At 62.3% G+C, this 13,904-nt stretch carries 13 protein-coding genes; 9 read left to right on the top strand and 4 right to left on the bottom strand.

The annotated features are described in order from the left end of the window. The first annotated feature begins 13 nt into the window (after positions 1–13). The 4 genes from ACM5SV_RS05385 to ACM5SV_RS05370 all read left to right on the top strand — a co-directional run bounded on the left by ACM5SV_RS05385 (position 14) and on the right by ACM5SV_RS05370 (position 2,506). The gene (locus ACM5SV_RS05385; protein ID WP_012763602.1) at positions 14–157 is read left to right on the top strand and encodes a hypothetical protein; all 144 of its coding nucleotides are present in this window, start codon (positions 14–16) and stop codon (positions 155–157) included. A gap of 13 nt (positions 158–170) precedes the next feature. After that, positions 171–1,433 (top strand): YcaO-like family protein, encoded by a 1,263-nt coding sequence (locus tag ACM5SV_RS05380; protein ID WP_221990807.1) that lies wholly within the window; start codon positions 171–173, stop codon positions 1,431–1,433. Then, positions 1,430–2,173: a TfuA-like protein gene (locus ACM5SV_RS05375; RefSeq protein ID WP_012763604.1), complete on the top strand. Its 744-nt coding sequence runs from the start codon at positions 1,430–1,432 to the stop codon at positions 2,171–2,173. Before ACM5SV_RS05380 ends, ACM5SV_RS05375 begins: the two co-directional genes overlap by 4 nt. Before the next feature lie 66 nt (positions 2,174–2,239). Continuing rightward, on the top strand, positions 2,240–2,506 hold the full coding sequence (locus ACM5SV_RS05370) for a hypothetical protein (RefSeq protein WP_012763605.1): 267 nt from the start codon (positions 2,240–2,242) through the stop codon (positions 2,504–2,506). Positions 2,507–2,587: 81 nt separating this feature from the next. On the opposite strand, the gene ACM5SV_RS05365 is transcribed toward ACM5SV_RS05370, so the two are convergent. The 3 genes from ACM5SV_RS05365 to ACM5SV_RS05355 all read right to left on the bottom strand — a co-directional run bounded on the left by ACM5SV_RS05365 (position 2,588) and on the right by ACM5SV_RS05355 (position 4,909). Then, the gene (locus ACM5SV_RS05365) at positions 2,588–2,992 is read right to left on the bottom strand and encodes a helix-turn-helix domain-containing protein (RefSeq protein ID WP_128439122.1); all 405 of its coding nucleotides are present in this window, start codon (positions 2,990–2,992) and stop codon (positions 2,588–2,590) included. A gap of 202 nt (positions 2,993–3,194) precedes the next feature. Further along, positions 3,195–4,031, bottom strand: coding sequence for an amidohydrolase family protein (locus tag ACM5SV_RS05360; RefSeq protein WP_222017088.1), 837 nt, complete (start codon positions 4,029–4,031; stop codon positions 3,195–3,197). A 92-nt stretch (positions 4,032–4,123) separates the two neighbouring features. Further along, entirely contained in the window at positions 4,124–4,909 is a 786-nt protein-coding gene (locus ACM5SV_RS05355) for an IclR family transcriptional regulator (protein ID WP_012763608.1), read from the bottom strand. A gap of 473 nt (positions 4,910–5,382) precedes the next feature. Between ACM5SV_RS05355 and ACM5SV_RS05350 the strand changes: the two genes are divergently transcribed. The 5 genes from ACM5SV_RS05350 (at position 5,383) to ACM5SV_RS05330 (ending at position 12,260) form a co-directional block, all read left to right on the top strand. Continuing rightward, on the top strand, positions 5,383–6,117 hold the full coding sequence (locus ACM5SV_RS05350) for an SDR family oxidoreductase (protein WP_128439124.1): 735 nt from the start codon (positions 5,383–5,385) through the stop codon (positions 6,115–6,117). A 92-nt stretch (positions 6,118–6,209) separates the two neighbouring features. Then, positions 6,210–7,487, top strand: coding sequence for an L-fuconate dehydratase (locus ACM5SV_RS05345; protein WP_128439125.1), 1,278 nt, complete (start codon positions 6,210–6,212; stop codon positions 7,485–7,487). A gap of 244 nt (positions 7,488–7,731) precedes the next feature. Then, entirely contained in the window at positions 7,732–10,311 is a 2,580-nt protein-coding gene (locus ACM5SV_RS05340; RefSeq protein ID WP_419425110.1) for a caspase family protein, read from the top strand. Positions 10,312–10,335: 24 nt separating this feature from the next. Continuing rightward, positions 10,336–10,983: a tail fiber domain-containing protein gene (locus ACM5SV_RS05335; RefSeq protein WP_260686024.1), complete on the top strand. Its 648-nt coding sequence runs from the start codon at positions 10,336–10,338 to the stop codon at positions 10,981–10,983. 17 nt (positions 10,984–11,000) lie between these two features. Then, complete coding sequence (locus ACM5SV_RS05330; RefSeq protein ID WP_419425109.1) at positions 11,001–12,260, top strand: methyltransferase family protein; 1,260 nt, start codon at positions 11,001–11,003, stop codon at positions 12,258–12,260. A 12-nt stretch (positions 12,261–12,272) separates the two neighbouring features. Here the strand turns inward: ACM5SV_RS05330 and ACM5SV_RS05325 are convergent, their stop codons facing one another. Next, positions 12,273–13,883 (bottom strand): hypothetical protein, encoded by a 1,611-nt coding sequence (locus tag ACM5SV_RS05325; RefSeq protein WP_221969701.1) that lies wholly within the window; start codon positions 13,881–13,883, stop codon positions 12,273–12,275. Between the last annotated feature and the right edge of the window lie 21 nt (positions 13,884–13,904).

The following is a 13,904-nucleotide window of genomic DNA, read 5'->3' as shown; positions in this document are numbered from 1 at the left end:
TCGGAGATGAAACATGAAGACGAATGCTGACACCACCGCAGCTCAGACACAGTCACTGCGCTTCTCTGCAGCCGCCAAGGCAGCCATGAAGCAGGACGAGCTCAACGTTTCCGCCAATGCGCTCGAGAGCCTGACGCATGCGCTGAGGTTCCGCTAAGGAACAGATCGGTATGTCTGCTTTCACCGACCTTGAAACGCTTGCCGGTGACCTCAAACGATCATCGGCCGGCGTCAGCGACTACCATGACCGCGCCGTCACGCCGGCGCAGACCTTGGCGGCCATCAGGCCGCATCTGCGCGAATTCGGCATTACGCGCGTCGGCCTCCTGACTGCACTCGACGTTTTGAACATCCCCGTCGCCTTCGCAACGAGGCCGAACAGCCATACGCTCTCGGTCTTTCAGGGCAAGGGTATCGACAACGATGCCGCCATGGCCTCGGCGGCGATGGAGGCGGTCGAGACGCGGATCGCCGAAATTGCCCCCACCGACATGACGCAGGCAACGATCGAGAACATGCGGGCGGAGCATGCCGCGATGATCGATCTCGACAATGTCGCACGCTGCGCTCCCGACGAAATCGGACGAGCTCCCATCCCCTGGTGTTCCGGGCTCGATATTCTTTCGGGCAGCAGCGTCTTCGTGCCCTGGTGGCTCGTCGGTCTCGACCATCGCGGCGAGAGGCCGCCCGGCTTCGAGCAGTCGAGCGATGGGCTCGCCTCCGGCAACACCCCGTCCGAAGCGGTCCTGCATGGGCTTTGCGAGCTGGTGGAGCGCGACGCCTGGGCCCTGACCCAGCTGAAGTCGCCCGAGCGCCTGAAGGAGAGCCGCATCAACCCCGCCTCCTTCGGCGATGCGGTCATAGATGTCATGACCGACCGGATCACCCGTGCCGGCATGAAACTGCTGCTGCTCGACATGACGACGGATATCGGCGTTCCCGCTTTTCTGGCCGTCATCATGCCAGGCAACATTTCAGACCGTGTCGACGCGCGCTGGTCGCATGTCTGCGGTGGCTGCGGCTGCCACCCCGATCCGGTGCGCGCCGCGTTGCGCGCCATCACCGAAGCGGCGCAGAGCCGGCTGACCGCGATTGCCGGCAGCCGCGACGATTTCTCGCCGCGCATCTATCAGCGGCTCGACAGGAGTGCGGCGATGCAGCAGGTGGTCGAACTGTGCGAGGGCGACGGCCGGATGCGCTCGTTCCACGCCCGCGATCGCCGCCCGGCGACGATCCAGGACACCATCGGCCATATTGCCGACCGGCTGGCGGCAACCGGCATCGAGCAGATCGTCGTCGTGCCGTTTCCGCACCCGGCCCTGCCGGTCTCCGTCGTCAGGGTGATCGTGCCGGGACTGGAGGTCGATATCTCAGGCCAATATATCCAGCTCGGCCTGCGCGCCGTCAACACCATGAGAGGAGCCGAATCATGAAGGTGCTGTTCGTCGGCCCGAGCCTTGGCAGCGATCTTGCCGCAGCAAGAGCCATGTCCTCCCGCATCGATTTCCGGCCGCCGGCGGCTGCCGGCGACATCCTGAAGGCCGTTCAGGACGGCGCCACCGCGATCGGTCTCGTCGACGGCTATTTCGGCGATCTGCCCTCGGTCTGGCACAAGGAAATACTTTACGCACTCGAACATGATGTCGCCGTTGCCGGCGGCGCCAGCATGGGCGCGCTGCGGGCAGCCGAATGCGCCCCCTTCGGCATGGTCGGGCTCGGCTCGATCTTCGAAGATTACGAGTCAGGGCGGCTGCTCGACGACGAGGCCGTCGCGCTTGTGCATGCGCCGCAGGAGCTCGGCTGGCTGCCGCTTTCCGTACCCTGGGTCGATTTCGAGCCGACCATCGATGCGCTTCACGCCGTTGGCGAAATTTCGCTCGCCGAGCGCAAGAAACTCCTGCTTGCCGGCCGTTTCCTGCATTTCTCCGAGCGCACCTATGCGAAGGTGGCCGACGAGTGCCATTTCCGCAAGCCGCGCCGCGACCACATCCTCGCCGCCATCCGGGGGAACCGCGTCGAGCGCAAGCGGGGCGACGCGTTATTGGTGCTGGAATGGCTGTGCCTGGACAAATTCCGCCCTATCAACCGTGACTGGCGCTTTGCCGCGACCTCGCACTGGGAACTCCTGCACGCCGAAGTCACGCGCAATGCGGTTCCTGTAACGCTTGAATAACGGTCGCGGCGGAAGATGCAGTAATGATGGAATCGTAGGGTTCCACGACCAAAGAGGGCGGGAACGATGTTTGAACAACACAACGAAGCTACCGGCAGCGAATACGCAAGGATCTTCCGGCTGCTGTCGGCAGCCAAGGAGGAGGCTGAAAAGCTTCAGCTGCGCAATCTGATGCACCTGACGAACATGGCGCTGCTGCAGGTCGTCATCGATTGGGACGGCATAGATCCCGACAGGGAGCTTGACGTCAATCTCGAGAAGCTGGTCGGCAGCAAAGCCAAAATCGCAATGAAGGATGCCAGCGAGAATCTAATCCTGATCGATCGCCATTGATCCCGATCAATCGCTATCGATCCTCATAGATCCTTGTTGATCCTCATGCGGTCCGTTGGGTTCGCGTGAAGGACAACCGGTCTATTCGGCCGCTTCGGTGTCCAGCTGTTCGGTGTTGGCAATCGCCTGGACGAGCTTCAGAATCTTCTTGCGAAGCGCTTCGTTCTTGATCGAAAAGAACGCCGCGTTGAGAAGGACGCCTTCGCGCGAAATAACGAATTCCTCGCTGGGAGCGGAGTTGTCGTTGGCATTATCAGGGGTCGACAGGTCGTCGAAGAACGTCCTGACATCAACCTTCAGCGCGCCGGCGATTTCGACCAGCATGCTGGCGGAAACGCGGTTGGAGCCCTTTTCGTATTTCTGGATCTGCTGGAACGTTACGCCAACACGATCGCCCAGTTCCGTCTGAGAAACTTTCCTCAACAGACGCTGGATGCGGATCGTCTTTCCGACGTGAACATCGACGGAATGCGGTTCTTCTTTCATCTTATTTCCCTTCTGAAGGCAGCGGACAGGGGGTTATTCGCCATATCCGTGTCAACAACTTTTAGCCGAGATAATTAAGGCTAGCAATTGCTTGCATGTAGATAGCGTTAAGCCCGAATATCTGGCCCTTTTTGTCCCGGAATGGTACAAAAAACATGCCAAAATGACACGCCCAGGAGACCGGTCGCTTTATTTTGTGACGTCAGAGCGACCAAAGGCGCTGTGCATTGGCGAAAAGCAACTTCGAGCGCTCCGTCTCGCTCACGCCGGAAAGCATGGCATGGGTCGCCGCAACCCAGGTCGAGAGGCCGCCGCCGAGCGTACAGACCGGCCAGTCGCTGCCCCAGACGACGCGGTCCCAGCCGAAACTCGCGATCACATGTTCGATATAGGGCTGCAGCGTTTCTGCCGTCCAGGTCTTCGCATCGGCATAGGCGACGACGCCGGAGACCTTGCAGATGACATTCGGCCGCCGGGCAATCTCTGATATCCCGGCCTTCCAGGGCTCAAAGGCGTCCGAGCGGATATCCGGCACGCCGCAATGGTCGAGAACGAACTGTACGTCGGGCGCAAGATCGGCGAGGGCGGTCACACGGCTCGCCTGATGCGGCAATGTGCAGAGGTCGAAAGTCAGGCCGCTGCCGCCGATACGCCTGATGTTTTCGCGAAACAGGGCGCCTTCGGAGACATTATCGGGCACGACATGCAGCACGCGGCGAAACCCCTTGACGAAGGGATCGGCCTTTTGCCGCTCGAGATAGGCGGCAAAGCCTTCCGCTTCCGGCCGGCAGGAGACGATGGCGCCGGCAATCAGACTGCCTTCCTTTTTGGCGATCTTGGCGACGTGATCGGTCTCGGTCTGCATCGCAGTGGGATCGACATCGACCTCCATGTGCAACACCGTGGTGATGCCGCAGCGCCTCGCCTCCGTCGCATAGGTCTCGTAGAGGAAATCATGATCGAGATCAGGCGCGCCGGAGAGCCAGGGATAGGGCAGCGCCGACCGATCGATGATATGCAGATGGGTGTCGATGAACACGCGTCTCTCCTCAGGGCGTGGCTTTGCCGCAACCTATCCCTGGTGAATGGATTGTTCAAATAGAAATTCCCGCTTCGCGCCGATGCCACCCGTCAGCCGGAATTGACGACACTGGCGCCGGCAAGCAGCGAAAGCTGGGCAGCGGTCTTCTGCACCAGCGTGATCGCCTGGGTGATATCGGGAGCCGACGGCGCGTTGACGAGCGCGATGAAGGGGCAGGTGAGGGCGGCGATGGAGCGGTGGTCCGGTCCGAGAACGGGAGCTGAAAGATTGTAGACGCCAGATGTCTGGGCGCTCGCCATCATCTCGTAGCCGCGCTCGCGGATCTGGTCGAGACGATCGTAGAATTCTGGCCCAAGTTCGACCTCCGCACGACTGCGCACATGTTCTAAGATCATCATCTCCCGCTCCTCCTCGCTGCGGAAGGCGAGCAGCACATGCCCCGACCCGGTGTCGAAGAGGCTGATATGGGCGCCGATGCGGATCGAAAACCCCCAATAGTCCGGCGCCTCCTGTTGGGCGATGACGACGGCAGCACCCCGATCGAAGACGGCGAGATGATTGGCCTGGCGCGTGCGCTGGGCGAGATCGCGCATCAGCGGCGTGGCATAGGAGGCGAGCCGGCGCACCGGAGCGTGCAGCTGCGCAAGGCCGAAGAGCTTCAGCGTCAGCGAGTAGCGGTCGCCATCCAGCCGGGTGACGTAACCGCGGCGCACCAAGCGATCGAGCATGCGGTAGAATTCGTTGGGGCTGCGGTCGAGCCGCTTGGCGATGTCGGCCTGGGTGAGGCCGCTGTCGACGCCGGCGAGCAATTCCAGGATATCGAGGCCCTTGTCGAGGGCAGGAGCGCGGTAGCGGTCGGACTCGTCAGTCTCCATTGCTTCCTCCTGTGAATATCAGTCTGCATATACGCAGAACCGCAGCCGGAAAAGCAAAACTTCGCACTTGACCCTTGGCCAATCGTTTGTTTGTCTATAAACAGACAAATCATCACTGAAGAACATGCCGAGGACAGGGAGGAACGACCATGCAACGCATGGGAATGGCCATCGGCCCTGGAGCCGGCGACGGTTGCCGTCGTCAAGCCTCCGCATTCAGCCGGTCAGCGGGATCCGGCGCTGATCTGCCTTTGCAACAGTGGCAAGTCCTCCATTTAATACAGAGAGCCCCGCGCATCCGAAGCCAGGCCCACGCAATGGCGGCCTGGATGCCTTGCCAGAACCCGCTTGAAACGCGCAAAGAGGGCGAATGGTGGACGACGATGGACAAGACGCCATCACGACCGAGCTTCGCCAAGACATGAACCGCATTCCATCGTCCAGCTTAGACCATTTCAGAAAAGGCCCGTGATATGACAAACAGACTTTCCGACAAGACCGTTCTCATCACCGCCGCCGGCCAGGGCATCGGCCGGGCGACGGCGGCAGCCTTTGCCGCGATCGGCGCCAAGGTCCACGCGACCGACATCAACACGGAGGCCTTAACGACGCTTGCCGCGGAGACCGGTGTTTCCACCCATAAGCTGAACGTGCTCGATGCCGATGCGGTCAAGGCTCTCGTCGCCGAGATCGGAGCCGTTGACGTGCTCTTCAACTGCGCCGGCTTCGTCCATGCCGGCTCGATCCTGGAAATGAAGGATTCCGATCTCGAATTCGCCTTCGACCTCAACGTCAAGGCGATGATCCGCACCATCCGCGCCGTGCTGCCCGGCATGATCGAGCGCAAGGACGGGGCAATCATCAACATGGCCTCCGTCGCCTCCAGCATCAAGGGCGTGCCGAACCGATTCGCCTATGGTGTCACCAAGGCGGCGGTGATCGGGCTCACCAAAGCCGTTGCCGCCGATTATGTCGGTCAGGGCATCCGCTGCAACGCCATCTGCCCCGGCACGGTGGAAAGCCCGTCGCTGCAGGACCGCATGCGGGCGCAGGGCGATTACGACGCGGCGCGTGCCGCCTTCATCGCCCGCCAGCCGATGGGCCGGCTCGGCTCGCCGGAAGAGATTGCCGATCTCGCCGTCTATCTCGCCGGCGCGACCTACACGTCGGGCCAGGCGATCGCCATCGACGGCGGCTGGACGATCTGATTTCAGCCGACGATGCGGCCGGCGGTCCCGTCGGCCGGTCCGGCCCCAGCAGCCGACCCCATGTGGTCGGCCTACCAATCGGGAGAAACATCATGACCCGCATCACCGACCTTCGCGTCTTCGATCTCCGCTTTCCCACGTCGCAAAGCCTGGATGGATCGGATGCGATGAATCCCGATCCGGATTATTCGGCGGCCTACGTCATTCTCGATACGGACGCGCCCGGCCTTGCCGGCCATGGCCTGACCTTTACCATCGGCCGCGGCAACGACATTTGCTGCATGGCGATAGAAGCGATGCGCCACCTCGTCGTCGGCGCCGACCTCGCCGAAGTTCTCGCCCATCCCGGCACCTTCTGGCGGCATCTGACCAGCGATAGCCAGCTGCGCTGGATCGGGCCGGAGAAGGGCGCCATTCATCTGGCGACCGGCGCGGTCGTCAATGCCGTCTGGGATCTGCTCGCCAAACAGGCCGGCAAGCCCGTCTGGCGCCTCGTCGCCGAGATGTCGCCGGAAGAGATCGCCGATATCGTCGATTACCGCTATCTCACTGACGTTCTGACGCGCGACGAGGCGGTCGAGATCCTGAAGCGTGCCGAGGCGGGCAAGGCGGAACGCATCGCCATCCTCGAAAAAGAGGGCTACTCCTGCTACACGACCTCGGCCGGCTGGCTTGGATACGGCGACGAAAAACTGCGCCGCCTCTGCCAGGAGGCAATCGATGCCGGCTTCAACCATATCAAGATGAAGGTCGGCCGCGATCTGGAAGACGATATCCGCCGTCTCAGGATTGCCCGCGAGGTGATCGGCCCCGACCGCTACCTGATGATCGACGCCAACCAGGTGTGGGATGTCGGCCAGGCGATCGACTGGGTCAAAGCTCTTTCCTTCGCCAAACCGTTCTTCATCGAGGAACCCACAAGCCCCGACGATGTCGCCGGCCACCGCAAGATCCGCCAGGCGATCGGCCCGGTGAAGGTCGCGACCGGCGAGATGTGCCAGAACCGCATCATGTTCAAGCAGTTCATCGCCGAGGGTGCGATCGACATCGTGCAGATCGATTCCTGCCGCATGGGCGGACTGAACGAAGTTCTCTCCGTGCTGTTGATCGCCGCCAAGTTCGACCTGCCGGTCTGGCCGCATGCCGGCGGCGTCGGGCTCTGCGAATATGTGCAGCATCTGTCAATGATCGATTACGTCGCGGTGTCGGGCACCAAGGAAGGTCGCGTCATCGAATATGTCGATCACCTGCACGAACACTTCCTCGATCCCTGCCTGATCGAGAACGCCGCCTACATGCCGCCCACCCTGCCGGGCTTCTCCATCGAGATGAAACCGGCCTCGATCGGCAACTATACGTTTGGAGGTTAAGGAAACTGCGCCGGGGATGACGTATCCAATTCCGGCCGCATGATAATTTCCTGATTTCAATAGTCTTTCCTACTACCGATGGGCTTCCAATCTGCCGGGACTGCTCCAATTCACTTGGAGGCGGCGAAGCTTGCTTTTTAGAGCGCCGAGGAATAGCTTTGCAGTGTGAATGCGGAGGGGGCCTAGCACCAGCAGGCCAGCAAATTTTATTGAACTTAGACAATAGAATGTTTGCGATCGAGCCATGCCCAAGTTTCGTCACGCCAAGAGACTGTGCGCTTATCTGCTGATTGTTGCAGGAATGCTGCTGTCGATTACCACGGCATTTGCCGCCGTTACAGAAGAGAGCGGACGCCGCGTCGCTCTCGTCATCGGCAACTCCGTCTATAAGACGCTGCCCTCCCTTCCCAATCCTGCCAATGATGTCGAAGAGGTCGCGACCACGTTGCGCGCGGCCGGTTTCGATGTGACGATCGGCGTCAATGTCGACCGCATCGGGCTCGAAGATACGGTGCGCCGCTTCCTGCGTTCGACCAGCAATGCCGAGGCCGGCCTGATCTATTATTCGGGCCACGGCATCCAGGTGGGCGGCCAGAATTTCATCGTGCCAGTCGATGCGACGCTGGAGACGCCCTATGACGTCGAGACGCAGACCATGCCGCTCGACCTCATCCTCAACCATCTCAAGCAGAATTCGCGGGTGCAGTTGATCTTCCTCGACGCCTGCCGCAACAATCCCTTCAATGCCCAGAAATTCTGGATGGCGGAGAAACTGGAGCCGGTCGGCGCCACGCGCGGACTTGCGCGCATCGACAGCGACCTCGGCAGCCTGATCGCCTTTTCCACAGAACCCGGCCAGGTGGCGCTCGATGGCACCGGCGCGCTCAGCCCCTATTCCGAATCCTTCATCAAGCGGGCGAGCGAACCCAACAAGGAAATCCGCCAGGTCCTGACCGATGTGCGCCGCGACGTGATGGCCATGACCGGCGGCAAGCAGGTCCCCTGGGAAAACTCCTCGCTGATGGACAGCTTCTATTTCATTCCGGCGCCGCCGCCGCCGAGCGTCGAATCGATGCAGCAGGTGAGCGTGCCGGAGGGTGCGGCCACGACCAAATTGCCGATCGCTCCGCCGCATGACGAGACCGGCTCGGCGCTGCTCGTCACCGTCAACCAGCTGCCTAAGACCGGCAAGCTCAGCTTCGACGGCAAGCCGGTCGAGCAAGGTGCAAAGATGCCTGCCGCGGCACTGACGGCGCTGACCTATGATTCATCAGGTGTTGCTGCCGGAACCGTCGGCCTAATTGGCTATACCGTGAGCGATCCTTACGGTCAGGCGGCGCAGGGCGTCGTCGCAATCACCGTCTCGGCCGACGCCGGCGCCAAGCTCGCCCAGCTCGAGCAGGAAAAACAGGTGCGGCTTGCCGATGCCGACGCCTATCTGAAGACGCTGCCGCGCGACGTCGACACGACGATCGGCGTCGGCCCTGTAGAAGCCAGCCTGCCGGTCGTGCCGGCATCGGCCGCGGAGATGACCTTCAAGGTCGCGGCCCTGCCCGACAAGGGCACGCTGCGCGCCGGAGACCGGGTGATCGGTCTCGGCCACGTGCTTGAAGCCGCCGATATCCCGGCGCTTTCCTACGAGCCCCAGATCGGCACTGAAAACCAGCCTTTCGCCGTGACGCTGCAGGCCGCCAATGACGACTTGCCGCCGGCGACCGTCACTTTCAAGCCGACGCTCGACGCCTGCGATACGTCAGCCGCGGCTCCGCTCGACCTGCAGGGCGTGACGGCAGGCAAGTTGCCGAACGAGATCGACGCCGATGAAGCACTGTCGGCCTGCACGGAGGCGATAAAGGCCTATCCCGAGGTGGCGCGCTTCGTCTATCAACTTGGCCGTGCCCAGCTTGCCAACCGCGACGCCAAGACGGCTTTTGCGACGATCAGCAAGGCGATGGATGCCGGGCATGTCCGGGCAATCTATGAACTGTCGAGCCTTTACGAGTTCGGCGCCTCCGTTCCGCGCGACGCAGCCAAGGCGAGCGAGATTGCCAAGGGGGGAGCGGCCAAGGGCGATCCCTTTGCCCTGCACAGCTATGGCAAGTCCCTCTATTACGGCCGCGGCACAAAGGCCGATCAGCAGCTGGGGTTGCGGTTGATGCTGCAGGCCGCCGATCTCGGCCATACCTATGCGATGAACGAGCTCGGCTATATCTTCCTCAACGGCGTTAACGTTCCGGCCGACCCTGAGCGGGCTGTCCGCTTCTACGAGGCCGGCGTCCAGCGCAACGACATCTATTCGCTGAACAATCTTGCGCTCGTCTACCGTTTCGGAAAAGGCGCTCCGGAGGATCTCCCGAAAGCGCTCGACCTTTTCACGCGGGCGGCAGAGGGCGGTCAGCCCTATGCCCCGACAAACCTCGGGCGCATGTACCGCGACGGTATCGGCGTTGCCGCGGACAAGGCGGAAGCGGTCAAGTGGCTGGAGATGGGCGCGGAACGCGGCGACTATTGGGGTGCGCTCGACCGCGCGATGCTCGCGAAGGAAGAGGGCGCGGACGCTGACAGCCTTGCAATCGCGTCCCGTTATTTCGCGCTGGCGACCGCCATCAACATGCCAGGCAGCGGCGATCCGAAGAACCAGGCGCTGGCGGAACTCAAGAGGCTTCCTGGCGCTGCCAAGAAAAAAGCGGAGGCCGCCTTTGCCGCCGAGCTGACCGCTCAGGAAAAAAAGGCAATTCCGAAGACCAAGTCGCTCGATGACAGGCTCGTCAAGCTCGCCAAAGCGACATGGATAAAGCGAAATCCGAGGTACGATCTCTTCTGAAACGGCGGTCCGGGGGCGCCCTATATGAACAACAAGCTAATCATCCGTATGCTATTGTGCTCGACATTCATCGCAGGCTCAGGCGCGATCTTGCAGAGTTGCATCTTCGATCCTGGCGCCAGGACCCTGTTTGCCAGCGAAGAGCCGGTGGCCAGGAGCGCCACGCCGACCAGGAGAACCACGCCCCCCGTTAGAAAAGTGGCCGCAACGAGCAGCCAACCGGCTTTCTCCCGCTCCGAGAACAGTTCCAGTGGGAATTCCGGCGGCGGCGGCATGGGCGGCGGCTCTGGCTCCAGCGGTTCTTCTGGTTCGAGCAGTTCATCGAGTTCCAGCAGTTCATCGAGTTCCAGCGGGGGCTGGTCCGATCGCCGACTGAAGATCGATATTCGTCGGCTTGGCACCTCGGCTGAGGGCATACCGGTTTATGCCTTCCGCTACATCTGGGGCGGCCCGCTGTTCGTCGGCACGATGGCGCAGGATCTATTGGCGATCAGGCCTGAGGCAGTCATCGAAACGGCATCGGGTTACTACATGGTCGATTACGACAAGCTCGATATTGCGATGATCTCGCTGCCGGAGGATGCGTCTGGCCTGACCGATGAAGCCGCAATGGCGCTTGCGACCCGGGCGGCACGGATACGCTTTCGGGACTCCGTCCAACCAGCAATGTAATCGAGAAGGCCGAGCGCGTGCCAATACCGCAGGACAGGGATACCGAAACCGGGAGCCCTTTCGTCAGCCAAGCGGCGACCCTCGCCGGAGTTCTGATCGGCATCGCACTCTCGACCTATCTGCAGCTTGAACCCGGCAAGGCAATGGCGCTTGCCGTGTTCTGCCTTCTCCTGGCGTGGATCGCCGTCGACGGCACATTCGCTGCTCGTTCGACCTGGGCATCGCGAAAGAGACGAGACGAGGCTCCCGCCATTTTCTGGCGCCGCATCGGAACGAAGCTTGTGGGCCTCGCCGCGCTGCTTGGCGTGGTCGTGATCGCCTGTTCGGTCTTTCCGTTTTTCACACAGTCGTCGGCCGTCCGATGGATCATCGAGGCTGGGCACACCACTATTCCCCTTTCCATCGCACTTGCCGGCGCCACCATTCTCTACGTCGCGGTCACCGATCGGATCGCGGAGGAGCCCGACGATTATCTCAATCAGGTCGGGCGCGCGGTGTTGATGCAGGATTTTCGCGAGGAGGACGTGCTGTTTGCATTGCGCCTGCTCGCGATCAAGTGTTTCTTTCTCGTGCTGATGTTCTCGGGCGGCATGGCGGCTCTTTCCGATCTTGCCGAGAAGCCGGCCTGGGCGTTTCCGCCGCTTTCGGCGGCATGGTTCGAAGGCCTGTTGCGGCTTGCCTTTCTTCTCGACATCGTGCTTGCCGCCGGCGGCTATGTCGCGACTTTCAAGCTCTTCGGATGGCATGTCAGGGCAACGGAGACGACGGCACTCGGCTGGCTCGTGTGTCTCATCTGTTACGAGCCGTTCTTCCTTGCGATCTCGCATGCTTTCGTGCCCTATGGCGAGGGGCCAGGCTGGGAGACGGTGATCCAGGAGGGGTCGGCCATCTTCATCCTCTGGAGCGTCGCGACGCTGTTCTGCACCCTCATCTATGTCTGGGCGACCGTCGCTTTCGGGCCGCGATTTTCCAATCTCACCCATCGCGGCATCATCACATCGGGCCCTTATCGCTTCATGAAGCATCCGGCCTATGTCTCGAAGAACATCGCCTGGTGGCTGGTTGCGATCCCAGGCTTCCTCGCCAGCGGCCTTGCGGAAGGACTTGCCCGGGCCGGCATGCTGGCGATCGTCAGTCTTATCTACCTGCTGCGCGCCCGCGCCGAAGAACGCATGTTAAGCCGGGACCCCGCCTATCGGGACTATGCCGGCAGCGTCGCGGCGCATGGACTTCTGGCGATGGCGAAGCGGCGGCTGACATCAAGACCGGCGGCGTGAGTTTCCCGCCGTTCAGCCATCGAGCCCCTTGAAGCGCACCGGCTGGTAGCCGCGCATCAACAGGCTGCCGAGCGAATAGGTATTGCGGCAGACGCGGCCCTTGCAGGCATTTGGGGAGGCCTCCATCACCTCCACCTTCTTATCGGCCGTGAAGCGCATGAACAGCAGCACATGCGAGCCGGGCTTGTTCAGTGCATCGCCCGGCCGCATTGACCAGGGGTCGGAGAGGCGCTTGGTGATCCCGGGGATGGCGCGCGTCGAGACGTGCATCTTCAGGCCCCAGGCGTCGCTGACGAAACCGGAGCAATCGACGCCGAGGATGTTGGATTGCGGCGCGCTCTTGGTGCAGACGTTGCCGGCGGTCTGGCCCTTTTCCACGCCGCCGATGAAATTCTCGAGCGGCGTCTTGCAGCCCCAGCAGTAGGGAACACCTTTGACCGTCTGGCCGCGCTTGCCGATCAGGTAGATCGGGCGGCGCAGCCGGTTCATGTTGACGCAGCCCGGTCCCGGATCCCTGCCATAGGCGGTTGGTGTCACCAGCCAGTTCATCGTCTCGAAGCCGATTGCCCGCTCGATGACGTCGCTGCGCGATTTCGGCACGATCGCCACCTTCGGCGTCTTGCCGGGCTTGCCGGCAGCCGGCTGCTTGGTGGGCCTGATAACGGCAAGCTTGCGGCCGGGCTCCCGGCCGTCGAGCCGCAGCACCTGCGCCCGGCTTTCCTGCGAGCGGAGATAGAGCACGTCACCGCGCGGACCGATCGCCACGAAGCGTCTGGAGAATACCGTACCCGGTTCGATCGGCAGGTCGTAGACCCGGTCCATCGCGCCGTTCGGCGTGAATCGCACCACCAGCATGCCGGTGCGCTCGGGCCGGTCGGCGGGTACGAGCTCGACCAGCACATAAGGCCTGCCCGTCGTGTCGATGTCGAGAAGTTCGACGGTGCCGATCCGCCCTTCCGAGGCGAGTTGCAGCGAGAGGAAATTCTCCTCCGAACTGCTGCGCCGCAGTAGGATCTCCGCCTTGTCGTTTGCAGCAGCCGAGACCTCGGCGACGATATCGCCGAGCCCGCGGCTCGGCACATATTGAATGACCGGCGGGCGGGCCTCGGGCCGGCTGGTGCTGCGACCGATCTCGTCGATGATGCTGTTCAGCGGACCCGGCGAAACCGAGCCCATGGAGGCGAAAACCGAGCGGGTGTAGTCGTCGGCATCAGCGCCGCCGTCGACGGCGCGAAGCGTCTGCGACCGGCCGTCGGCTTCGGTGGAGCGCTCGAGCGGCACGACGCCGTCGGACCAGAGGTAGAGTTCGTTGTGAACGACGGCGAGATCCTCCGCCGTGGCATTTTCCGGCAGCGGCAGGATCGCAGGCTCGGCCTGCGAGCGTTCGGCGTCGACGGCGAGCACGCGGCCGTTGTTCTGGTCGAGGATGTAAATGGTGCCGTCGTCACCGACGGTGATCGCCGCCGGCCCGGATGCCTCCGCTTCCTCGTTGGAAGAAATGATGCCGACCGAACGCGCGCCGTCGCCGCCGCGAAGCTCGATGATCGTCGTGTCTTTGGCAAAAACCGGCGAGGCGACCGCAAGTGCCGCGGCAAACAAAATATGCGACCCAAAACTACGCATTGCCTCGACCCCCAGAACAGG

The organism is Rhizobium sp. CRRU65 (genome assembly GCF_048551595.1).
GTDB classification, from domain to species: Bacteria; Pseudomonadota; Alphaproteobacteria; order Rhizobiales; family Rhizobiaceae; genus Rhizobium; species Rhizobium leguminosarum_J.
The sequence above is the reverse complement of the archived record's forward strand: the minus strand, read 5'-3'. Positions and strand labels throughout refer to the sequence as shown.